This is a genomic window from Variovorax sp. PAMC28562 (assembly GCF_014303735.1).
Taxonomy (GTDB): domain Bacteria; phylum Pseudomonadota; class Gammaproteobacteria; order Burkholderiales; family Burkholderiaceae_C; genus Variovorax.
Genome location: NZ_CP060296.1, coordinates 161,463 through 183,609, shown reverse-complemented (window position 1 = coordinate 183,609; position 22,147 = coordinate 161,463). Strand labels below are relative to the sequence as shown.

Below are 22,147 nucleotides of genomic sequence, written 5' to 3'. Positions count from 1 at the left end.
GTCGTCGCCGAGCGCAAATAAAATCGGCGTCGTGAAACCGCTTGTCTTCGACCTGTCTCGCTACGACGCCGCGATCATCGACCTCGACGGAACGATGGTAGACACGCTGGGCGATTTCGTGGCCGCTCTCCGCCTCATGCTGGAAGAACTCGGTCTGCCCGGCATCACCGCCGAAACCGTCGAGCCGATGGTCGGCAAGGGTTCCGAGCACCTCATCGGTTCGGTACTCGACCATGTCCTCGCGCCAACGGTGGCCGTGCGCACAGCGTCGCTCTTCGACCGAGCCTCGGCGTGTTTTCAGTATCACTACCGCCTCGTCAACGGGCAGCAGTCAGTCGTTTTTCCGGGCGTGCGCGAGGGCCTGGAACTGTTTCGGTCCCGCGGGTTGCGCCTGGCCTGCATCACCAACAAACCGACCGATTTCGCGCGTCCGTTGCTGGCGGCAAAAGGACTCGACGGCTTCTTTGAGGTGGTGTTCGGTGGCGATGCGTTCGAGCGCAAAAAACCCGATCCGATGCCGTTGGTGAGGACCTGCGAATACCTCGGAACGTCACCAGCCCGCACGCTGATGCTCGGTGACTCCAGCAACGATGCGCGCGCCGCGCGCGCGGCCGGTTGCCCCGTCGTGCTGGTGACCTATGGCTACAACCACGGGGAGCCGGTGCGCGATGTCGATGCCGATGGCTTCGTCGACGCTTTCACCGATTTCGGCAGCGTGCGAGCGGGCGCTTGACGTCCGGCGTCGGCCGTATCGATCGGCCTTGCCGTTCAACGCGAGCGAGATCTCGCTCACCGGCACGGGGCGCTCGTGGTCAATTTCTGGTGATGAAGTCGACAAACGCCCGCAGCGGCGCAGGCAAGTAGCGGCGTCCCGGGTAGTAAAGAAACGGGCCCGAAAAACGTGGCCACCACGACTGCAATACCGGTTCCAGCGCGCCGCTGTCGAGGTGCGGTTTCAACCAGTCGTCGAACAGCTGGATCACACCCGTGCCCGCGATCGCGGCATCGACGGCGAGGTCGACGGCGGCACCAATGCGCACGATGAGCGGCCCGGTGGGGTCGACCTTCACGACCTCGCCGTCGCGCTCGAACTCCCAGACCGGCATCGCACCGCTGGCGAAGCGGCCGCGCATGCAGGCGTGGTCGAGCAAGTCGCGCGGATGCTCGGGACGGCCGCGGCGGTCGAGATACGCCGGGGATGCCGCTGTGGCGTAGCGCTGTTCGCGCGGGCCGATGGGGATGGCGATCATGTCCTGCTCCAGCCGTTCGTCGTAACGGATGCCAGCGTCGCAGCCGGCCGCGAGCATGTCGACGAAGCTGTCATCGGCCACGATGTCGAGAACGATGTCGGGGTAGGCCGCCAGAAACGGCGGCACGATGCGTGGCAACACGAGGCGCACGGCGCTGATCGGCACGTTGAGCCTGAGCGTGCCTGCGGGGCGATCCCTGAAGCCGTTGACGACGTCGAGCGCGGCCTCCACCTCGACCAGCGCTGGACCGAGCCGGTCGATAAGCCGCGTGCCGGCTTCCGTCGGCGCGACGCTGCGGGTGGTGCGGTTGAGCAACCGCACGCCGAGCCGGGTTTCAAGGCGGCGAACCGCTTCGCTGAGGCTGGAGGCGCTGCTGCCGGTAAGGCGGGCCGCTTCGCGAAAGCCGCCTGCACGGGCGACGGCGACCAGCGCCGTGAGATCACCGAGGTCTGCCGCCATTGTTCGAGATTCCGTACAGCCTGTGCCGAGCGCGGCATCTTATCGCCCGAGTCGATGCGACCTACATTGATCGCCAGACGCCAAGTCACACCGCAAAGGAACCATCGTGATCGATATCGGAAAAGCAGGAACATTCACTCTCGGTGTCCGCACCGTCAAGCGCGTCGGCTACGGCGCGATGCAGCTGGCAGGCCCGGGCGTCTTCGGGCCGCCGAAGGACCGCGCAGGCGCTGTCGCGGTGCTGCGTGCTGCCGTCGAAAGCGGCGTCGACCACATCGACACCAGCGACTTCTATGGCCCGCACATCACCAACCAGATCATCCGCGAGGCGCTGCATCCCTACCGCGACGATCTGGTCATCGTCACGAAGATCAGTGCCCGCCGCGGCGAAGACGGCTCGTGGATTCCGGCCATGTCGCCCAAGGAGCTGACGCAGGCGGTGCACGACAACCTGCGCAACCTCGGGCTCGACGTGCTGGAAGTCGTCAACCTGCGCAGCATGCTCGACGTGCATGGGCCAGTCGAGGGCTCGCTGGAAGAGCCGCTCGTCGCCCTGGCCGAACTGCAACGGCAAGGCCTGGTGCATCACATCGGCCTGAGCAACGTGACGGCCACGCAGATCGCCGATGGACGCCGCATCTGCAAGATCGCCTGCGTGCAGAACATGTACAACCTGGCGCATCGGGACGACGACGCGTTGATCGACGAACTCTCGACACACGGTACCGCCTACGTGCCGTTCTTTCCGCTCGGCGGCTTCACGCCATTGCAGTCGACGGCCCTGTCCGACGTTGCCAGTTCGCTGGGCGCGACGCCCATGCAGGTCGCTCTGGCGTGGCTGCTGCAACGCGCACCGAACATCCTGCTGATTCCCGGCACATCGTCTGTGGGGCATCTGCACGAGAACCTGGCAGCGGTCGATCTGACGCTGGACAGCGATGCGGTCGCGCAGCTCGATCGGATCGGCGCGAAGTGACATCGCTCGCTTGTTGCGGCTAGCACATGCGGGTCGTTCCACTGCCTATGATCGAAGGAATGCGTGGCCATGTCGGCCACAGGGAGTCCGGCTTGAAGCCCAGTCTTTCCGAATCCCTTAAAGCCGAAACCCGCGAGTTGCATACACAAGCCGAGCGCAGCGCCTTCATGGGCCTGTTGCTGCGCGGCCGGATGGAACGACAGGCCTACTGCGCCATGCTGCGCAACCTGCACGCGATCTATGCCGCGCTGGAGCCGGCGCTCGAGCGGCATGCGGGCGATCCGCTTTTGTCTCCCTTGTCCTTTTCGCAACTGCGGCGCGAAGGGCCGCTGCAAGCCGACCTCGACGCACTGCACGGCGCCGGTTGGGCCGATGCCTACGCCATGCAGCCGGCCACCGTGGACTACGTGGCGCGGCTTCGCACGCTGGACGAAGTGCAGCCCGAATTGCTGGCCGCGCACAGCTACGTGCGCTACCTCGGCGACCTGAGCGGCGGGCAGATGCTGCGACGCATCGTGCGCGAGAGCATGGCGCTGCCGCCCGGACAAGGGACAGCGTTCTATGAGTTCGGCACATCGGAAGAAACGGTGCAGTTGAAGCGGGCCTACCGGGAAGGGCTCGAACAACTGCAGCCTGGCGAAGCGACTGCGCGAGCCATCGTGGCCGAGGCCCGCCGCGCCTTCGAACTGCACATGCAGCTCTTCGAGGAACTTGCGAGCGACATGCTCGCGGCCTTTTGACCCCCGCTGACTTTCAAAAAATCCCGGGACCGCCTCGGACTGCGTTTCAGCAGGCGTAGCATCGCCGGCATGCAAGTTGAAAAGCCATCTTCAGCCGGGGCGGCCGCTCTGGAAAGCCCCGCCGACGAGTCTGCCCAAGCCAGTGGCTTCACGTGGCCGAACCCCGTCGCGCCGGGCTTCGCACCGAACGCCGTCATCAATGACGCGCCGGCCTGCGAGTTCTTTGGCGCGAACAATCAGCGCGTGGTTGGCAAGCTGACGCGCTTCTTGCCGAAAGAAGAAGCGGTGCATGTGCAGCTCAATCAGTCGAGCCGAGCGACCACCGTGCGCTTCAATCAGTTCCGCATGCTGCGCCTGACGCGGCCACTGTCCATCGGGACCGCCGCCGGCACCGCGAAGTGGTCGTCCTTCAAGATCACCTGGAACGACGGCAGTGTTCTAGAGGGTGAATCGCTGGGCCAGCGCAAGACCGCTCCGGGGCTTTTTCTTTTTGTCGCCGGTGAAGACAAGAACTCGGTGGTGCGGCTTTTCGTGCCGCGCAGCAGCTTCAAGGAAGTGTTGTTGTCCGAGCCGGATGCATCGGCGCCAGACGCGCCTGCCGAACCTTCCTTGAGCTTGCAGCCGCTCGACGTGGAACCAGCCGAGGACCAGGCGTCCGGTGCGGCATCGCCAGAGCGCGAGAGCGAGTCCGTGCTGTCAGCCGAAGTCGTTACACCGGAGCAATTGGTGGCGCAGCTCGAAGCGCAGAGCCGCATGCCGATGGTGCGCATCGGCCAGGCGCTGATCTCGCTCGGCCTCATCACCGAAGAGCAGTTGCGCGACGGCCTGGCACAGCAACAGTTCGACCGTACCGTACCGCTCGGCGAAACGCTGATTCGCATGGGCGTCATCAAGCGGCTGGACCTGCAGACTGCACTGGCCCGCAAGATGGGATATCCATTGGTCAATCTGCAGCTCTTTCCGCCCGCGGCGGAGGCCCTGCGAAAAATCAGCCACGGTGCCGCACGACGCCTGCAGGTCATGCCGCTGATGGTGAACGAAGGCCGTCTGATCGTGGCGCTCGACGATCCGGCCAACCGGCACGCGGCCATCGACGAGGCGGAATTCATCGCCGGCATCAAGGTGGTGCCGGTGCTCGGGCAATACGCCGACCTCAACGCGATCCTGTTCAAGGCCTACGAGAAGATCGGTGCGACCGAAGTCGGACCGGCGAGCGCCGACCTCGACCGCCCGATCGAGTTCGACATCACCGGCACCAACGAGCTGCTGGAGACGCTCGAAAAAGAAGGCCAGCCTGCGTCCGACGAAGACGCGCCGATCGAGCAGTCCGACAACTCGCTGGTGCGGATGATCAACCGCATGATCCTGGAAGCGCATCGCGAGGGCGTGTCCGACATTCATATCGAGAGCTACCCGGGCCGCGAAAAGATCCGCATCCGTTTCAGGCGCGACGGCCGGCTCTATACCTACCTGGAACTGCCGCCAAACTACCGCAACGCGCTCATCGCCCGCATCAAGATCATGTGCGACCTCGACATCAGCGAGAAGCGCAAGCCGCAAGACGGCAAGATCAATTTCTCGAAGTTTTCACCACAGCATCGGCTTGAACTGCGGGTGGCGACCGTGCCGACCAACAACGGCCTGGAAGACGTCGTGATGCGGCTGCTGGCCTCTGCCAAACCGATCGCGCTCGACGCGCTGGGCTTGTCGGAGCGCAACCTGGCGCAGCTCAAGGCGGCAATCGAACGGCCTTACGGCATGGTGCTTTGCGTGGGACCTACGGGCTCCGGCAAGACCACGACGCTGCACTCGGCTCTGATGCACATCAACACGCCCGAGCGGAAGATCTGGACCGCCGAAGACCCGATCGAGATCACGCAGGTCGGGTTGCGCCAAGTGCAGATCAATCCGCGTATCGACTGGACCTTTGCGAAGGCGCTGCGGGCTTTCGTACGGGCCGATCCCGACGTGATCATGGTCGGCGAAATCCGCGACGAAGAAACCGCCAAGACCGCCATCGAAGCGTCGCTTACCGGCCACCTGGTGCTGTCAACGCTGCACACCAACAGCGCGCCCGAGACCGTGACGCGGCTGCTCGACATGGGCATGGACCCGTTCAACTTCGCGGACTCGTTGCTGGCGGTGCTGGCGCAGCGTCTGGTGCGCCGCCTGTGCACGCATTGCGTGACCAGCCGACCGGCGACCGGGGCCGAGGTCGACGAGTTGCTGTCGGACTACATGCACTCCTTCGGAGCGACCGAGATGGCGGCCGAACACGACACCGTGCGAAGCGGCTGGCTCACGCGTTCTGCCCGTGACGGCGCGCTGCAGATGTACCAAAGCGTGGGCTGCAAGCAGTGCGGCGACACCGGATTCAAGGGGCGCGTCGGCATTCATGAACTGATGGTCATGTCGCGCCCGCTGCGCCGCCTGGTGCAAAACGGCGCACGCGCCGAAGAGCTGCAAGAGACCGCCATGCGTGAAGGCATGCGAACGCTGCGGCAAGACGGCATCGACAAGGTGCTGGCGGGCCAGACCACGATCGACGAAGTGCGCGCGACCAGCAACGTTTAACGCCTGTCATCAAGACAAAGGAATTGCCGACCGATGGAGTCCATGACCGATTTTGAATCGATGTTCGACCTGGCCCCCGTGTCCCTCTGGCTGGAGGACTACAGCGGGTTGAAGCGGTTGTTCGACCGCTGGCGCGCCGAGGGCGTCGAGGACCTTGCAGCGCATCTTGAAGCAGACCCTGCACGAGTGCGTGAATGCATGGCGCAGTGGCGTGTGCTGCGTGTCAACCAAAGTACGCTTTCTCTCTTTTCAGCCGACTCGCAGGAGCATTTGCTGTCGCAACTCGACAAGGTGTTTCGCGGCGACATGGCTGCGCCGGTCGTGCACGAACTGACGCAACTGTGGCAAGGCCATTTGGGCTTCGACAACCAGACGGTGAACTACGCGCTGGACGGCCGCCGCCTCGACGTGCAGGTGCGCGTGCGGGTGCTGCCGGGTCACGAGACCACATGGGATCGCGTGCTGGTGTCGCTCGACGACATCACCGAGCGCGTCCGCGCGGAGCGGGAGCGCATCGAAAGCGAGCGCTATGCGCGCGGCCTGTTCGAGCACTCGCCGGTCTCGCTGTGGGTCGAGGACTTCAGCGCAGTCAAGCTGTTGCTGGACGACATCCGCGAGCGCGGCATCGACGACTTTGCGACCTTCATCAAGGTGCACCCCGAGTTCGTCACGCGCTGCATACAGGAGATCCGCGTCATCGACGTCAACCGCGAAACATTGCGAATGTTCGTGGCCACCGACAAGGACATGCTGCTGCACAACCTCTCGCGCGTTTTTCGCGACGAAATGACGGAGTCTTTCGCCGACCAGTTGCAAGACCTGTGGAATGGCAAGACGCTGCAGCAGCGCGAGGTCGTCAACTACTCGCTGGCAGGCGACACCATCAACATCCACATGCAGTTCGCCGTGCTTGAAGACCGACTTGCCACATGGGATCTGGTGCTGGTGTCGCTGGTCGACATTACCGCCCGGAAGAAGGCCGAGGCCTACCTCGAATACCTCGGAAAGCACGACGTGCTGACCCAGTTGAACAACCGCACTTTTTATTCCGAAGAGCTCAACCGGCTTTCACGCAAAGGCCCGTGGCCGGTGTCGATGCTGGCCATCGACCTCAACGGGCTGAAACACGTCAACGATGAATCCGGCCACGCCGCCGGCGACGTGTTGCTGCGACGCGCGGGCGAGGTGTTGAGCATGGCGGTGGATGCGCCGGCCTGGCCTGCGCGCATCGGTGGCGACGAGTTCGCGGTGCTGATGCCCAAGACCGACGAGCGGGGTGCCGAAGCGATGCGCGACCGGATCCTCTCGTTGCTCGAACTCAATAACCAGTTCTATTCCGGGCAGAGCGGTCATGTGTTGAGCTTTGCCATCGGCACAGCGACTTGCGAAGCGCGCGAGCACCTCGATTCGGCACTTCAGCGCGCCGACAAGGCCATGTATGCAGACAAGGCGCGGCATTACCTGGCGCGTGGAGACCACGTCGCGTGAAAAATGTGCGTTGATTGGTTGTAATTTGATGTGTCTTTGGCCAGTTAGAGGCCATGATCGAGACCATGAAATCCGGTTGTTTCGCCTTGGTGCGGCGATGCATGCTTTTGGCTTACGTCGCAACACTCATGCTCGGCACGGGATTCGTGCGCGCGGGTGAGCCAGGCGCTGAACGTCGGCTGCGAATCGTCGGTGGACTGGCAACGCTCAACCAGTACACGCTGTATGAAGAGCGCTTCTGGGCGCAAGACCTGGCCCGTCTGAGCGGCGGCAAATACAGCGCAAGCATCGTGCCCTTCAACCAGGCTGGCGTCCCGGGTCAGGAAATGCTCAACCTCATGAAGCTGGGTGTGATTCCGTTCGGTACCGCGTTGCTGAGCCAGGTGTCGAGCGAAGAGCCCGAACTGGGCGCAGCGGATCTGGCTGGCCTCAACCCGGACATGGCGACGATGCGCCGCGTCATCGGCGCGTTTCGCCCCACGCTGGAGAAGATCTTGCGAGATCGGTTCAATGTCGAGTTGCTCGCGGTCTACGTCTATCCGGCGCAGGTCATCTTCTGCAAGCGGCCGGCCACGCAGTTGTCCGATCTCGCCGGTCGGCGCATTCGCGTTTCGAGCGTCAGCCAGGCGGACTTCGTCGGTGCCCTCAAGGCAACGCCCCTGCTCATCGAGTTCGAGTCGCTGCTGTCCAACATGAAGTCGGACAACACCGAATGCGCAATCACCGGCGCGATGTCGGGCAACACCATGGGGCTGCACAAGATCACCGGCTCGCTGTACACGATGCCGGTGAGCTGGGGGCTGGCCGTGTTCGGCGCCAACAAGGACATGTGGAACACGCTGCCGCCGGATTTAAAGGTGCTCTTGAAGACCGAGTTGCCGAAACTCGAAGCCACTGTGTGGGCCGAATCGGAGCGTGAAACCGGAGACGGCGTGGCCTGCAATACCGGCGCCGACAGCTGCATTCGCGGTACGCGTGGCGCGATGTCGGTGGCACAGCCTTCTGCCGCCGACGAGCGCCGTCGGCGCGACATCTTCACTGCGAACGTTCTCGGCCCCTGGGTGCAACGGTGCGGCTTCGCCTGCGCCCAGCTGTGGCAGCAAACCATCGGGCCGGCGGTGGGCATCAAGGCGCCCTCGGTACAGTGAACAACCTGCTGCCTCGCCGATTCATCGCCTTCATCTACGGCGTCGCAGCCCTGTTCCTGCTGGCCGTCCTGGGCACTGCGGTGATCCTGACAGCCGAGATGCGCGACAAGGCGCTGGCTGACAGCGAGAGCCAGGCCGTGCGCTTCGTCAGAGGCTCGGAGGCCGCGCTCAATCGCAGCTTGCTGGGCGTCGACTTGTTGCTGGCCAGTTTGAGCGAGCCCTTGCAAACCTCCACGCTCGCGACAGTCACAGCCGATGCATCGCGGACCGACGTGGCACAGCTGATGCAGAAGATCGTGCGGCAGAACTTGCTGGTCAGGTACATCGCCTTTGTCGATCCCAAGGGCGACGTGGTGGCGACATCGGAGCGGCGCGGCACCCGGCTCGTGGTCCAGCTGCCGACCGGCTTCCTGCAGCAAGTGCTCGCGCAGCCTGCATCGTCGCTGGAGATCAGCACGCCGTCGGTGAGTTCTTTGACATCTCAGCGAGTCGTCTATTTCGCACGCGATCTGCAGCTGGCGGACGGCAACCACATCGTGGCCATTGCCGAAGTGCAGTTGTCCCTGCTGACCACCATCCTGACCCAGGGCGCGGACATCAGGGGTCTCGAAGTGACGCTCGAGCAGGATGCAGGTCCGATGCTCGCCAGCATGCCGCCGCGCGACGACCTTTCGGGTCGGCCTATCCTGCCGGCGCTGAGCGAGCGCGGCAGCGCCGGCCAGGTGCAGCGTCTGCCGGCGCGCCTGAGCGGCGAGCCTGCCTTGGTCGTGGCGCGGCCGACGCTGCATCGCAACCTCCTGATCGTCGCGAGCATCCCGTTGAGTTCGGCCTTGTACGAATGGCGACGGCAGCGCACTTTCATTCTGGGCGCAGCAGCGGTTTTCATGCTCATGATCCTGGGGGTGGCCTACCTGACGCAGCTGCACTTTCGGCGGCAATGGCATTCGCGGGCCACGCTCGACCAGGCGCTCGAGTCGATGGTCGACGGGTTCGTGCTGCTCGACTCCGAAGATCGCGTGCTCGCATGGAACCGCCGTTTCGTCGACACCTTCCCATGGGCACGGAACATGATGGCGCCGCTGTTGCCGTTCGACCGGATCATCGACGCGGGCGCGCCCCATGTGCGCGCCGAGATCGTCAATCAGGACGACGACGTGCGCACCGAGTCGGACCGGCGCCAGCGGCCCAGGCAGGGCGAGCGCGAACTCACGTTCGAAGGCGGGCAGGTCGTGCTGGCAGTCAAGAGCCGCACACCGGATGGCGGCCTCGTGTGCGTGTACCGCGACGTCACGGAGAGGCGGCGTCACATCGCCGACGTGATCGACGGCAAGGCGCAATTGCAGGCCACGCTCGATGCCTTGCCCGACGTGCTGCTCGAGTTGGGGCTCGATGGCCGCTGTCATCGCTTTCATTCGCCCCGCACGCTTGAACCGGCGATCGACGTGGCGCAGCCGGTCGGCAATCTGATCTCGGATCTGTTGCCGCCCGATGCCGCAGCCGAAGTCATGTCGGCGCTCGAAGAAACTTATGTATCGGGCTTTTCGACCGGACGCCAGTTCGAGCGGCGCGCGGCGCACGGCACCACCTGGTTCGAAATGTCGGTCTCGCGCAAGGCGGTGGGCGAAGGGGCCGATGCGCGCTTCATCGTGATCTTGCGCAACATCACCGAGCGCAAATCGGCGGCACGCGAAATCGAGCATCTGGCCTTCTACGACAACCTCACCGGGCTGCCGAATCGGCGGCTGCTGCTGCATCGGTTACAGGCGGCCACGGACAACAACGCTCGCCGCCCGCGACAAGGCGCTTTGTTGTTTCTGGATCTGGACCATTTCAAGACGCTCAACGACGCACGCGGTCAGAGCATCGGCGATCTGCTGTTGAAGCAGGTTGCCTTCCGGCTTTTGGTGAGCATGCGAGATGGTGACACTGTGGCCCGGCTGGCCGGTGACGAATTTGTCATGCTGCTGGAGAATCTCAGCGAAGACCCGGCTGTCGCAGCGATGCAGACCAAGGCCTTGGGCGAGGCGATCCTGGCGGAGCTGCAGCAGCCGTTCGAGCTCGCCAACCAGCAGCACCACATCACCTGCAGCATCGGCGCCACGCTCTTCGGCGCGCAGGATCTGTCGCTCGAAGAATTACTGAAGCAGGCCGACATCGCCACCTACTATGCCAAGACGGCAGGCGGCAACGCCATGCATTTTTTCGAGACGGCGATGCAGACCACCATCACGGCGCGCGCCACGCTCGAGAACGAACTGCACGCGGCCATGTCGGCCAAGGAGTTCGTGCTGTATTACCAGCGACAGGTAACCTCGGAAGGCGAGGTCATCGGCGCCGAAGTCCTGATCCGCTGGATGCATCCGCATCGCGGCATGGTGCCCCCGGCCGGCTTCATCGAACTGGCCGAGACGACCGGTTTGATCGTGCCGATCGGCCTGTGGGCGATGGAGCAGGCCTGCATTCAGCTGGAGCGCTGGAGCCACCATCCGAAGCGCTCACATCTGGTGCTCGCGGTGAACGTGAGTGCGCGCCAGTTCCGTCGCGACGACTTCGCCGATCAGGTTCGCGACGTGCTGATCCGCACCGGCGCCGACCCGTCGCGTCTCAAGCTGGAACTGACCGAGAGCCTGCTGCAAGACAAAGTGAGCGAGACGATCCGCAAGATGCGATCGCTGGCCGCCATCGGCATCCAGTTTTCGATGGACGATTTCGGCACCGGTTTTTCGTCGCTGTCGTACATGACGCAATTGCCGCTGCATCAGGTAAAGATCGACAAGTTCTTCGTGCATGGCATCGGCGTCAACCCGAAGGTCGAACTCATCATCCAGACCATCATCGGCATGGCCAGGAGCCTCGATTTGTCAATCGTCGCCGAAGGGGTCGAGACGCAGGAGCAGCTGGAGTTTCTGGAGAAACACGGTTGCCTGTTGTGCCAGGGCTACTTTTTCGGCAGGCCTGTGAGCTTCGAACAGTTCGATGCCGAGCTCGATGCGGAGATGGTGGAATGAACGCAGCCGACAACCCGACGCCGCCCGAGACGGGGCAGGCCGAGACCTTGAACGTGCTTCGTCCGATGGCCGAAGGTTTCGATGGGCTGGGCGTTGCGATGTGCGTCTTCGACAGTGCCGATGCCACCGTGCTCTGGAACCGGGCGTTCCTGAAGTTTTTTCCGGAGCACGCAGCCTACGTTCATGTGGGCGAGCCCTACGTCGACAATCTGCGCCGTTTCTATCGGGAGCGCCTGGGCCCGGACGAGCTGCCGCTGATCGAGCGTTACGTGCAGGAAGGCCTGGACCGCCACCGCACTCAGCAACGACCCTTTTCATTCGAGCATTTGGGCAGGCGCCTCCAGGTGACGGCGTTTCCCGTGCCGGGAGCGTGCCGGGTCCGCCTGTGGAAGGTTGAGCCCGAAGCAAGCGTCGCCACGGATTCTGCAGACGGCATGAACGTCGAACCGGCCAGCACCAAACAAGTGAGTGAGCAGGTCATTGTCGAAGCAACACTGCTCGACCACGTGGCTGACGGCGTGATGGTGACGGACATTGCCGACCGCATTCTCTGGGTCAACGAGCCATTCGTTTCGATGTATGGCGTGGCTGCGAGGGCAGCGGCGGTCGGCACTGGGTTTGCCGACGTCTACCGCGCCGCCTGGGATGCGCACGCAAGCGATGAGCAGGCCCTGTACGAGCGCGGCCTGGCGACGCTGGTCGACAACATGCGTTTTGCCGGCGCGCCCTTCGAACTGCCGCTGCCCCGCGACCGGTGGAGTCGTGTCATCGCGCAGCGCAGCCCCGATGGCAAGGGATTTTTCGTGCATGTCGACATCACCCTGCTCAAGCGCCAGCACCACCTCCTGAGCGTTGCCGAAGCACGCGCCAGGGAGAGTGAGGCTCAGTTGCAGAGCAAGTCGATGCTGCTCGAAGCCACGCTCGACCGAATGGAGCAGGGCATCATGATGGTGAACGCCGACAGGGTGGTCGAAGTCTGCAACCGACGTGCGATGGAACTGCTCGATCTGCCGCCGGAATTGATGGCGTCCAGACCGACGTTCGGCCAGGTGCTGGCGCATCAATGGGCCAGCGACGAGTTCATGCACACGCCGCAGGATGTGCTCGATTTTGTTCGTGGCGGCGGCATTCTCGATCGGCCGCACAGCTACGACCGCATGCGTCCGAACGGACAAGTGGTGGAAATCCAGAGCGTGCCGATCGAGGGCGGCGGCGTCGTCCGCACCTATGCCGACATCACCGAGCGCAAGCGCAGTGAAGAGCGTATTCGGCACATGGCGCAGCACGACGGTCTCACCGCGCTGACCAATCGCGAGGTGTTTCTCGAAGAGCTTCATGACGCGACGGATGAGTCACAAAGCACCGGTGAAATCTTTGCCGTGTACTTCATCGACCTCGACAAGTTCAAGTCGATCAACGATCACTTCGGTCACGCGATCGGCGACAAGGTGCTGGTGCAGGTGGCCGATCGCATGCGGCGATTGGTCGACGTATCCGACGTGGTCGGGAGGCTGGGCGGCGATGAGTTCGCGATCCTCAGGCGTCAGGTCGACGGGCCGGCGGGCGCGATGATGTTCGCGCAAACCTTGCTCGACGGCTTTCGCACGCCGATGCAAATCGAAGGGCACGTGCTCCACCTCGGCACTTCCGTAGGCGTGGGGCTCTACCCTGCCTCGGGTACGGGCGCCGATGCGCTGTTGCGCGCTGCCGATGCGGCGATGTACCTTGCGAAGTCGAGCGGAAGCGGGCGCGCGTTGTTGTTTGTGCAGCCCACAGATGCCGTCAGCGAATCCGTGCCGGACTAGCGAACGGCTGGCCGACGCGGGTCGATTGCGGGTGTCTTATTTCTTCAGCGGCTGGGTTGGTGCTGCAGCAGATTGCGTGGCTGCCTGAGCTTGCGCCTTGGCCGCAGACTCGCTGTCTTTCTTGGCGGCTTCGTGGTGGCCGATGGCGCAACCGGCTGCGGCACCCAATACGCCATGCTTGCCGGCGACGTGGCCCGCGACGCCACCGACTGCAGCGCCCTTCAGACAGCCCTTGGCTTCGGCGGCACCGCTCAGGACGGCAAAAGATAAAACGGCGATGGCAAGAACGTGGGTTCGCATGGTGACTCCGGGGATGTTGGTGTGTTTGTGGAGCCTGTTCAACGCGCTTCGTAGCAACGCGTCGACGTGTCGGCCTCAACACGAGAAGCTTTCCTACAAAGAGCCTGCTGAACGGCGGTTCCGCAGGTCGGCTTTCGGCATTGAGGTACGGTGGCGCCGATGAACACCGCGTTGAATCTCCCCGTCCTGCGAATACAGGATTTGAACTTCACTTATCCGGAGCAATCGCCCCTTGCCAGTGGTTGGTCTGCATCGATCGGCTCCGGCGTGACACTCATGTTCGGCGATACCGGCGGCGGCAAATCGACCTTGCTGCGGATCATGGCCGGCGTGCAGCCCGCCGGCGGCCGATTGACGCTCTCGGGCGTGAGATTGGACGAGAGCCCTGAAGCCTATCGACGCAACGTGTTCTTCGTCGATTCGGCGACATCGATTTTCGATCAGGTGACGGCGCGCGCATGCACGGCGACCTTGCGCGAGGGCGACGCGGCATTCGACGAGCGCGCGTGGCGAGACATGGTCGATGGGTTTTCGTTGACGCCGCACATCGACAAGCCGATGTACATGTTGTCGACCGGCTCCAAGCGCAAGGTCTGGCTGGCGAGCGCGCTGGCTTCCGGTCGGGCGTTGACCTTGCTGGACGAACCGACGAGTGCGCTCGACGCGGGCTCGATTCGCTGCCTGTGGCGCGTGGTGGGAGAGCGTGCCAACTCGTCTGAGCGCGCTATTGTCATCGCCAGCGCCGAGCGCATCGATCAGGTTCTGCTGGCTGGCACTATCGAACTGCCGCTGGCTTGAGACGGTATGCAAGAAATGAAAGCCAGGGCCAGCGGTCCGCGCGTCTACCTCGCCGGGCCCGACGTTTTCTTTCCCGACAGCAAGCAGATTTTCCAGAGCTTGCTGGCCCATTGCGAACGTCTCGGCATGGTCGGCCTGGTGCCGTCCGATGGCGGGATTTCCGAAGGATTCGTCGGAACCGACGATGAAATGGCGCAGCGCATCTACGACGGCAACGTGGCGCTCATGCACGAGGCCGACGGCGTGATCGCCAACTTGATGAGCTTTCGAGGTGTCGAGCCGGATTCGGGCACGGCTTTCGAAGTCGGCTTTGCCGTTGCCCTGCAGAAGCCGGTGGTCACGTACGGCGTGCCCGAAGGCACCTACGCCGGCCGCGTGGCCGCGGTCATCCCGACCACGCCAGGTTCGGACGGCAATCTGCGCGAGACCCAAAGCGGCGTGCTGGTCGAAGGCCTGGGCCAGCGCATGAACCTGATGCTGACGCGCTCGACCGCCATGGCGCCCACGGCGGAAGCGGCGCTTGCAATGCTGCGCGACATGCTCAATGGCAGCGGTGATAAGGACGACAAAGCCGTCTGATCAGGCGGCCTGCCGTAGCGTGACGACCTTCATGGCGCGGTGGACTTCGGCCTCGCCATGCTTGGACAGCAATTGCATCAGATGCTTTCGGATCAGCATGCCGGGCCGATCGGAATCCATCGAATATTCGACGCCGCGCCGGCGCGTGTCGACCAGCGCATCGGGGTCGGTCGATTCGAGGATGTCCTTGTCTTCGCGCGTGATCTCTTCATCGAAGGCCGTCAACATCTGCGCGGCGCAGTCGGCTTCGGTGTCGTTGCGAAAGAGCCATTGGCACAGCTGCATGCGGCCATCGTCGATCGGCGTGAAGCAGTTGATGATGATGTGTCGCTTGCCTGGCTTGACAGGTTGTCCGTCCCCGTCGGTCGGCGCTGGATACTCGATGTCGAGCCGGCGCGAGAAGGGCAAGAAGTAGGCGTTGCGCATGTGGCGCGTCGTGATCGGCTCTGTCACGCCGCTGACGGCGTGAAACTTCTCCGGGTTGACCGCTTCGATCACCGTCTCGGCATAGAACCCGTTGTCGTTCTCGACCAGGTTGTACTTGCTCGGCTTCGGGCTGGCAGCTACGCCGAAAGTGCCGCGATGCACGAAACTGAAGTGCGAGTTGTCGAACGAATTTTCGAGCGCGCGCATCGGGCTGGTGTCCCAGGTTTCGTAGAACTGGAAGATCGTGCGATAGCCCGGGTCGTCGAATTCGGGAATCGCCGGAATGTCGGCGATCGGGTCTTCGAGCGCCACCCAGGCGAAGCCGTAGCGAGCGGTGCAGTGGTAGGCCGGCGTTTTGTAGTCGGGCGAGATCGCGCGGTCTGCTTCGTATTGGGGAATGCGAACGACCTGGCCGCTGCGGTCGTAGGTCCAGCCGTGGTAGCCGCACTGAATCGCGCCCTGGCCGCAGGCTTTGCCCTCGGCATCGACGCACCAGCCTTTGGACAACTTCGCGGTGCGGTGGCAGCAACGGTCGCGCAGCGCGGCCGGCTCTCCGTCGGCATCCATGAAGAGCACGATGTCTTCGCCGAGCAGCTTGAAAGGTTTGGGGCCGTGGGCAAGTTCGGTCAGCGGCATAACGGCATGCCAGAACTTGCGAAAAACGGGTTGTTGGGTGACAAGCATGAAAAGTCCTTCGGGTTGCGTGTGGGGATACGAACTTGAAAGAGCAATTTCCTGCCGCGGCTGCGAAAAATGCGAAAACTCGCCCCGGGCTGAACGCTTCTACTCTGCGCTCTGCCGGATGCAAATTGCGCGCCAGGATTATGTCCCGGCGCGCACCGGTTCTTACAGCGACGCCGAGTTGATGCCGCGTGTCGCAGCGCGAGCTTGTGCGCGCACCGTGGCACGGTCGAGCGTGCTGCCGGCCAGCGTCAAGACGCCTTGTCCGTAGCCATCAGCGTACGGATTAGGGCTGTGCGCTGCAGCGACGGCTTGCGCACGGACCACGCTGCGGTCGGTCGACGACGCGATCGTCAGCACACCCGAGTCGGCGCCTTCAGCGTATGGGTTGTCGCTGTGTGCGGCGACAACGCCCTGAGCCTGCACCTGCGTGCGGTTGGCTTCATGCGTCAGCGCGTGCACGCCGTCATAGGTTTCGGCTTGCGCGCCAGCGGCGGCGAAGAGTGTGAGTGCAACGGCGGCGATGATCTTCGAGCTGTTCATTTCAATTTCCTTGGGTGTTCTGGATGACTCGACGGGTCCGGAAGTGGTGTCGATTGCTGTCCATGGGCTGAATTTTGAATCGGAAAACCTAGGGAAAACCCTCGAAAAGAGAACCTCGGTGTTCGCGTTCTGGAGACAATGACGGCGTGAAAGACGCCATCGGTACGCGCGCGATTCAGCACGGCGGCAGATATGGGACACGCGTGGATTGCGCTGACTCAGCCTGACGCTCGACAGTCCCACAGGCTGATCGACCGGGTTCCGTCAACATGCACGCATGGCCAAATCCAAAATTGCAATCTATGGCGCGATCGGCGCCAACGTGGCGATCGCCATCACCAAGTTCGTCGTCGCCGGCGTCACGGGCAGCTCGGCCATGCTGTCGGAGGGCATTCACTCGGCGGTCGATACTTTCAACGGTATCTTGCTGCTGGTCGGCCTCAGGCTGAGCCAGCGGCCCGCAACGCCGGAGCACCCTTTCGGGCATGGCAAGGAGCTCTATTTCTGGAGCCTGATCGTGGCGGTGCTGATCTTCGGTCTGGGCGGCGGCGTGTCTTTCTATGAAGGTATCCAGCACATTCGCAATCCCGAGCCGATGCGCGATCCAATATGGAACTACATCGTGCTGGCCGCCGCTTTCGTCTTCGAAGGCACGAGCTTCACCATCGCACTGAAGCAGTTTATTGGCCAGACCCACGGGCAGCCGTTTTGGACAGCGCTCCACCGCAGCAAGGACCCGACGACCTACACGGTGCTGGCCGAAGATTCGGCGGCACTGGCCGGTCTGCTGGTCGCGGCCGTCGGCATCTACGCCAGTCACCGGCTCGACATGCCGGCGCTCGACGGCGCGGCGTCGGTGGTCATCGGGGTGCTGTTGGTGGGCGTGGCGGTGTTGCTCATTCGCGAGTCGCGCGGGTTGCTGATAGGTGAGGGCATTCGCCCGGAAACCGCGCGCGAGATTCGTGCTTTGGCGCTGGCGCATCCGGGCGTCAACGGCGTCGGGGAAATTCTGTCGATGTACATCGGGCCCGATGACGCGCTGGTGACCATCGATCTCGACTTCGACGACGGCACCGCCACCGACCAGGCGGCCGCCACCATCTCGACGCTGCAGCGCGAGGTGCGAGCGCGCTACCCGATGATCAAGCGCCTTTTCATCGAAGCCGGCAGCCCGCCGGAGTCGGATGGGGCCAGCTCTCGGGAAGCCACAGCGAGGCGCACACCTGCTTGGTCGCGCGAGCACCGAGTGCGGAGGATGGAGGATTAAGGGGAGTTACCCTCCACCTCATGTCAAGCAGCCCACGCAAAACCCTTCGCGCGCTGGCCGAGGCGCGCCGCGGCGTGCTGGTGCCAGGTGCCTTCAACGCCCTCTCCGCCCGCGTCATCGAGGACCTGGGATTCGAGGCCATCTACATCACCGGCGCCGGCGTCACCAACATGTGGTTCGGCCTGCCCGACCAGGGCTTCATGGGCCTGCACGAGATCGCAGACCATACGGCGCGAATCCGCGACGCGGTCAGCCTGCCGCTGATCGTCGATGCCGACACCGGATTCGGCAACGCGCTGAACGTGCGGCACACGGTGCGCGTGCTCGAACGTGCCGGCGCCGATTGCATCCAGTTCGAAGACCAGGTCGCGCCCAAGCGCTGCGGCCACTTCTCCGGCAAGGATGTCATCAGCACCGACGAAGCCGTCGCCAAGATCAAGGCCGCGGTAGACGCCCGCACCGACCCTGACCTGCTCATCCTCGCGCGCACCGATGCCTGCGCTACCCAGGGCTTCGAGGCGGCACTCGAACGCGCGCAGAAGTTCAGCGAAGCGGGTGCCGACATCCTGTTCGTCGAAGCCGTGACCACGGTCGACGAGATTCGCGCGCTGCCGCAGCGGTTGGTGCGGCCGCAGTTGATGAACATGGTGATCGGCGGCAAGACGCCGATCTTCGGCGCCAACGAACTGGCCGGGCTGGGCTACGGCCTGGTGCTCTATGCCAATGCGGCGTTGCAGGGCGCCGTCGCTGGCATGCAGAAAGCGCTGACAGTGCTGCGTGAGACGGGGCGCATCGACGAGGACCCTGCCCTGGTCGTGTCGTTCGCGGAGCGGCAGCGGCTGGTAGGCAAGCCGGCGCTGGATGCGCTGGAAGCGAAGTACGCGACCGGCGCACGCTGAGTCGCCCTTGGCAGCAGGTGACGAGAGGTATGTTTTTGCCCCTGAATGGCGTTAACAGTGCTTCAAGGTGTAAGTACAATGACTTACATGAACACCGAGCGCGACAACTTCCATGATTGGGCGCGAGACAAGCCGGACCACAGCAAGTTCACGCCGTTGAGCCGGGCGGATTTCGTGCAGGCGCGGTCGCACGGCGGGCTGCCGTGGGGACGCATCGTTGCCGCCATCCTGATCTGCGCGTTCATCGTCTACGTTATCAAGTTGCTGATCAAGCACTGAGCGTCGACTTCCCGAACCGGGCCCGAATCAAGGTGCTCGGCGGCAGAGTGCTGTACCGTCGCGGAGCAGCGCGAACGCTCTCCGCCAACCGGCTGTCCCGAAGAACTCGGCCGCATCGCGGCGCAGAGCTTGCGCGCCGGCAAAGGCTCGGGCTTCTCACCTGACCTCATGCAGCGACGCTGCGCCGTCCTACAGTGCATGAAGGGGACTCGGGCTTAGGCTGCATCGCCATGGCCAAACACGATGCACTCGGGCCTTACAAGGCCAAGCGGAACTTCTCGATCACGCCCGAGCCGCAGGACGGCGGCGAGAGTCGTGCAGAGTCCAAGCGCGGTCTGCAGTTCGTCATCCAGAAACATTGGGCGACGCGCCTGCACTATGACTTGCGCCTCGAGCTCGACGGCACCATGAAAAGCTGGGCTGTGCCCAAGGGTCCGAGCTTCGACCCGGCGGACAAGCGCATGGCAGTGCAGGTTGAAGACCATCCCATCGCTTACAACAGCTTCGAAGGGCAGATCCCGGATAAGCAGTACGGCGCCGGCAAGGTCATCATCTGGGACAAAGGCACCTGGGCGCCGATCGGCGACGCGCGCGAAGGCTATCGCACCGGCAAGCTCAAGTTCGAGGTGCATGGCCACAAGTTGCATGGGCATTGGACCCTCGTGCGCATGAAGGGCAGGGACGCCGACAAGCAACCGCCCTGGCTGCTCATCAAGGAGCACGATGCATACGAGCGCTCCGCCACCGAGTACAGCGTGGTCGATGAGCTGCCCGATAGCGTCGCGAAGTTGCCAGCACCGGATGCAGGGGAACGCACGATGAAGACCCCTAAGGCGGATGACTCACCAATCGAGCCCGTCGGCATTCCCGGGATCAAGCGCGCCAAGCTCCCGGCCGCGCTCAAGCCGCAGCTCGCCACGCTGGTCGACGCGCCACCGTCCGACCCTGCCAACTGGCTGTACGAGATCAAGTTCGACGGCTACCGTTTGCTGGCACGCGTCGACGGCGTCAACGTCAATCTCTTCACCCGAAACGGCCACGATTGGACGCACAAGCTCGAGCACCTGGCCGAAGCGTTGCGCAAGGCCGGGTTGCCACCGTGCTGGCTAGACGGTGAGATCGTCGTCCATGGCAGCGCGGGCGTGCCGGACTTCCAGGCGCTGCAGAACGCCTTCGACAAGGCGCGCACCAAAGACATCGTCTACTTCGTTTTCGATCTGCCGTTCTGCGGCGGACAAGACCTGCGCGAAGTGGCGTTGGAAAACCGGCGTGGCCTCCTCAAGTCGCTGGTCGACGGCATCGATTCCGATGCGATCTGTTTCAGCGACGAGTTCGACGCGCCGGGCCGCGATATCACGCTGTCGGCATGCAAGCTCGGCCTTGAAGGCGTCATCGGCAAGCGCAAGGATTCCATCTATCGCGCCAGCCGTTCGCCGGACTGGATCAAGCTCAAATGCACCCAGCGGCAGGAGTTCGTCATCGGTGGTTGGACCGATCCGCAGGGTTCGCGCGCTGGTCTCGGGTCGCTCTTGCTGGGTGTGCACGACGACAAGGGTGCACTGCGCTATGCAGGCAACGTCGGCACCGGCTTCAACGCGCAATCGCTGGCGCAATTGCGGAAGCAACTCGATGCGCTCGCGGCCGACAAGAGCCCGTTCTCTGCGAAGACTGCGATCGATCGCAAGGCCCATTGGGTCCAGCCCAAACTCATCGCAGAAGTCTCTTTCGGCGAATGGACGACGACAGGCAGCGTGCGCCATTCTGTGTTCCATGGGCTGAGAACGGACAAGCCGCCGACAGCCATCGTGCGGGAGAAACCGGTGCATGTTCAAAATGCGTCGATGTCGGGGAAGACATCGAGTGAAGTGCCGGCCGAGGTGCCAGCCAAAAGAGCGACCAAGGAGGCAAGCAAATCGTTGCCTGCATCCAGCAAGACCGCCAAGACCGCCAAGACCGCAGCAGACAAGCCTTCGCTCGCGACCTCATTGCCCGCGGGTTTCAAGGTGTCCAGCCCGGATCGCGTAGTGGACGCCAGCACCGGCGCCGCCAAGATCGACATCGTCCGCTACTACGCGTTGATTGCGCCCTTGATGCTGCCCCACTTAAAGAACCGCCCGGTGTCCTTGCTGCGTGCGCCGGATGGCATCGCCGGCAGTTTGTTTTTTCAAAAGCACCTGGACAAATACAAGCTGCCCGGCGTGCGTGAGCTCGACCCCGCGCTCGATCCCGACCACGGCCGCTACCTCGAAATACCGACCATGCAAGGCCTGCTGTCGGCAGCGCAAATGAACGTGATCGAGTTCCACACGTGGAATGCGGTGAAGACATCCATCGGCAAGCCCGACCGCATGACCTTCGACCTCGACCCCGGCCAGGGCGTCAGCTGGGCGACCATCCAGGAAGCGACCAAGCTGGTCCGTGTGTTGCTGGAAGAACTGGAGTTGAGGTCTTTCGTGAAAACCAGCGGCGGCAAGGGCCTGCATGTCGTGGTGCCCATTCGCAAGCAACTCGACTGGGACACCGTGAAGGACTTTTCGCAAGCCATCGTCCAGCATCTGGCGAGCACGTTGCCACAGATGTTCGTTGCCAAGAGCGGGCCACGCAATCGCGTCGGCAAGATCTTCGTCGACTACCTGCGCAACGGGTTCGGCGCCACGACGGCGTGTGCATGGACGCTGCGCTCCCGGCCGGGCCTTGGCGTGTCGGTGCCAATCGGCTGGGACGAGATCGACCACGTCACCGGCGGCGACCAGTGGAAGCTCGCGAACATTCACGGCCGCCTCGACGTCGGCAACAAGCCGTGGGACGACTTGGCGGGTGCGGCGCAAAGCCTGAAGGAAGCGATGGACGTGCTGGACTTCCCGAAGAACGCGTCGAAGGTCCCATCGAAAAAAACTTAGCAGGTCTGAGCGTTCAGCTCGCCGGCC

18 protein-coding genes are annotated in these 22,147 nt (G+C 63.6%); 14 read left to right on the top strand and 4 right to left on the bottom strand.

Annotated features, from left to right (window positions below; genetic code table 11):
• The first annotated feature begins 31 nt into the window (after positions 1-31).
• Positions 32-733 (top strand): phosphoglycolate phosphatase, encoded by a 702-nt coding sequence (gph, locus tag H7F36_RS00840; RefSeq protein ID WP_187052906.1) that lies wholly within the window; start codon positions 32-34, stop codon positions 731-733.
• A 79-nt stretch (positions 734-812) separates the two neighbouring features.
• Here the strand turns inward: gph and H7F36_RS00835 are convergent, their stop codons facing one another.
• Positions 813-1,709, bottom strand: a complete 897-nt coding sequence (locus tag H7F36_RS00835) for a LysR family transcriptional regulator (protein WP_187052905.1) — start codon at positions 1,707-1,709, stop codon at positions 813-815.
• Between the two features lie 106 nt (positions 1,710-1,815).
• On the opposite strand from H7F36_RS00835, the gene H7F36_RS00830 reads away from it, so the two are divergent.
• The 7 genes from H7F36_RS00830 to H7F36_RS00800 all read left to right on the top strand — a co-directional run bounded on the left by H7F36_RS00830 (position 1,816) and on the right by H7F36_RS00800 (position 13,448).
• Positions 1,816-2,685, top strand: coding sequence for an aldo/keto reductase family oxidoreductase (locus H7F36_RS00830; RefSeq protein ID WP_187052904.1), 870 nt, complete (start codon positions 1,816-1,818; stop codon positions 2,683-2,685).
• Positions 2,686-2,777: 92 nt separating this feature from the next.
• Positions 2,778-3,425 carry a heme oxygenase (biliverdin-producing) gene (locus H7F36_RS00825; protein WP_187052903.1) on the top strand — a complete coding sequence of 216 codons (648 nt, stop codon included), beginning with the start codon at positions 2,778-2,780 and terminating at the stop codon, positions 3,423-3,425.
• 690 nt (positions 3,426-4,115) lie between these two features.
• The gene (locus H7F36_RS00820; protein WP_187054735.1) at positions 4,116-5,999 is read left to right on the top strand and encodes a GspE/PulE family protein; all 1,884 of its coding nucleotides are present in this window, start codon (positions 4,116-4,118) and stop codon (positions 5,997-5,999) included.
• A 33-nt stretch (positions 6,000-6,032) separates the two neighbouring features.
• Complete coding sequence (locus H7F36_RS00815; protein WP_187052902.1) at positions 6,033-7,487, top strand: diguanylate cyclase domain-containing protein; 1,455 nt, start codon at positions 6,033-6,035, stop codon at positions 7,485-7,487.
• A 128-nt stretch (positions 7,488-7,615) separates the two neighbouring features.
• A complete protein-coding gene (locus tag H7F36_RS00810; RefSeq protein ID WP_187052901.1) occupies positions 7,616-8,635 on the top strand; it encodes a TRAP transporter substrate-binding protein in 1,020 nt (339 codons plus the stop codon).
• A complete protein-coding gene (locus tag H7F36_RS22355; RefSeq protein WP_315971435.1) occupies positions 8,632-11,643 on the top strand; it encodes an EAL domain-containing protein in 3,012 nt (1,003 codons plus the stop codon). Before H7F36_RS00810 ends, H7F36_RS22355 begins: the two co-directional genes overlap by 4 nt.
• Complete coding sequence (locus tag H7F36_RS00800) at positions 11,640-13,448, top strand: PAS-domain containing protein (protein ID WP_261802448.1); 1,809 nt, start codon at positions 11,640-11,642, stop codon at positions 13,446-13,448. Before H7F36_RS22355 ends, H7F36_RS00800 begins: the two co-directional genes overlap by 4 nt.
• A 36-nt stretch (positions 13,449-13,484) precedes the next feature.
• Here the strand turns inward: H7F36_RS00800 and H7F36_RS00795 are convergent, their stop codons facing one another.
• Positions 13,485-13,748: a hypothetical protein gene (locus H7F36_RS00795; protein ID WP_187052900.1), complete on the bottom strand. Its 264-nt coding sequence runs from the start codon at positions 13,746-13,748 to the stop codon at positions 13,485-13,487.
• Between the two features lie 159 nt (positions 13,749-13,907).
• Between H7F36_RS00795 and H7F36_RS00790 the strand changes: the two genes are divergently transcribed.
• Together H7F36_RS00790 and H7F36_RS00785 are read left to right on the top strand one after the other, a co-directional pair.
• On the top strand, positions 13,908-14,546 hold the full coding sequence (locus H7F36_RS00790; protein WP_187052899.1) for an ATP-binding cassette domain-containing protein: 639 nt from the start codon (positions 13,908-13,910) through the stop codon (positions 14,544-14,546).
• A gap of 6 nt (positions 14,547-14,552) precedes the next feature.
• Complete coding sequence (locus H7F36_RS00785) at positions 14,553-15,125, top strand: nucleoside 2-deoxyribosyltransferase (protein ID WP_187052898.1); 573 nt, start codon at positions 14,553-14,555, stop codon at positions 15,123-15,125.
• Here the strand turns inward: H7F36_RS00785 and H7F36_RS00780 are convergent, their stop codons facing one another.
• Positions 15,126-16,235 (bottom strand): aromatic ring-hydroxylating oxygenase subunit alpha, encoded by a 1,110-nt coding sequence (locus H7F36_RS00780; RefSeq protein ID WP_187052897.1) that lies wholly within the window; start codon positions 16,233-16,235, stop codon positions 15,126-15,128.
• 162 nt (positions 16,236-16,397) lie between these two features.
• The gene (locus H7F36_RS00775) at positions 16,398-16,775 is read right to left on the bottom strand and encodes a helicase SNF2 (protein WP_187052896.1); all 378 of its coding nucleotides are present in this window, start codon (positions 16,773-16,775) and stop codon (positions 16,398-16,400) included.
• Positions 16,776-17,052: 277 nt separating this feature from the next.
• Between H7F36_RS00775 and H7F36_RS00770 the strand changes: the two genes are divergently transcribed.
• The 4 genes from H7F36_RS00770 (at position 17,053) to ligD (ending at position 22,120) form a co-directional block, all read left to right on the top strand.
• On the top strand, positions 17,053-18,042 hold the full coding sequence (locus H7F36_RS00770) for a cation diffusion facilitator family transporter (RefSeq protein WP_187052895.1): 990 nt from the start codon (positions 17,053-17,055) through the stop codon (positions 18,040-18,042).
• A 20-nt stretch (positions 18,043-18,062) separates the two neighbouring features.
• The gene (locus tag H7F36_RS00765) at positions 18,063-18,941 is read left to right on the top strand and encodes an oxaloacetate decarboxylase (protein ID WP_187052894.1); all 879 of its coding nucleotides are present in this window, start codon (positions 18,063-18,065) and stop codon (positions 18,939-18,941) included.
• Positions 18,942-19,019: 78 nt separating this feature from the next.
• A complete protein-coding gene (locus tag H7F36_RS00760; RefSeq protein WP_222620416.1) occupies positions 19,020-19,220 on the top strand; it encodes a hypothetical protein in 201 nt (66 codons plus the stop codon).
• Positions 19,221-19,450: 230 nt separating this feature from the next.
• Entirely contained in the window at positions 19,451-22,120 is a 2,670-nt protein-coding gene (gene ligD / locus H7F36_RS00755) for a DNA ligase D (RefSeq protein ID WP_187052892.1), read from the top strand.
• Positions 22,121-22,147 lie beyond the last annotated feature (27 nt).

Bases quoted from the DNA above. Each gene is read 5' to 3' on its own strand.
- H7F36_RS00835 (WP_187052905.1), bottom strand. From the start codon at position 1,709: ATGGCGGCAGACCTCGGTGATCTCACGGCGCTGGTCGCCGTCGCCCGT.
- H7F36_RS00815 (WP_187052902.1), top strand. From the start codon at position 6,033: ATGGAGTCCATGACCGATTTTGAATCGATGTTCGACCTGGCCCCCGTG.
- H7F36_RS00810 (WP_187052901.1), top strand. From the start codon at position 7,616: ATGCTCGGCACGGGATTCGTGCGCGCGGGTGAGCCAGGCGCTGAACGT.
- H7F36_RS00800 (WP_261802448.1), top strand. From the start codon at position 11,640: ATGAACGCAGCCGACAACCCGACGCCGCCCGAGACGGGGCAGGCCGAG.
- H7F36_RS00795 (WP_187052900.1), bottom strand. From the start codon at position 13,748: ATGCGAACCCACGTTCTTGCCATCGCCGTTTTATCTTTTGCCGTCCTG.
- H7F36_RS00790 (WP_187052899.1), top strand. From the start codon at position 13,908: ATGAACACCGCGTTGAATCTCCCCGTCCTGCGAATACAGGATTTGAAC.
- H7F36_RS00785 (WP_187052898.1), top strand. From the start codon at position 14,553: ATGCAAGAAATGAAAGCCAGGGCCAGCGGTCCGCGCGTCTACCTCGCC.
- H7F36_RS00780 (WP_187052897.1), bottom strand. From the start codon at position 16,235: ATGCTTGTCACCCAACAACCCGTTTTTCGCAAGTTCTGGCATGCCGTT.
- H7F36_RS00775 (WP_187052896.1), bottom strand. From the start codon at position 16,775: ATGAACAGCTCGAAGATCATCGCCGCCGTTGCACTCACACTCTTCGCC.
- H7F36_RS00770 (WP_187052895.1), top strand. From the start codon at position 17,053: ATGGCCAAATCCAAAATTGCAATCTATGGCGCGATCGGCGCCAACGTG.
- H7F36_RS00765 (WP_187052894.1), top strand. From the start codon at position 18,063: ATGTCAAGCAGCCCACGCAAAACCCTTCGCGCGCTGGCCGAGGCGCGC.
- H7F36_RS00760 (WP_222620416.1), top strand. From the start codon at position 19,020: ATGACTTACATGAACACCGAGCGCGACAACTTCCATGATTGGGCGCGA.
- ligD (WP_187052892.1), top strand. From the start codon at position 19,451: ATGGCCAAACACGATGCACTCGGGCCTTACAAGGCCAAGCGGAACTTC.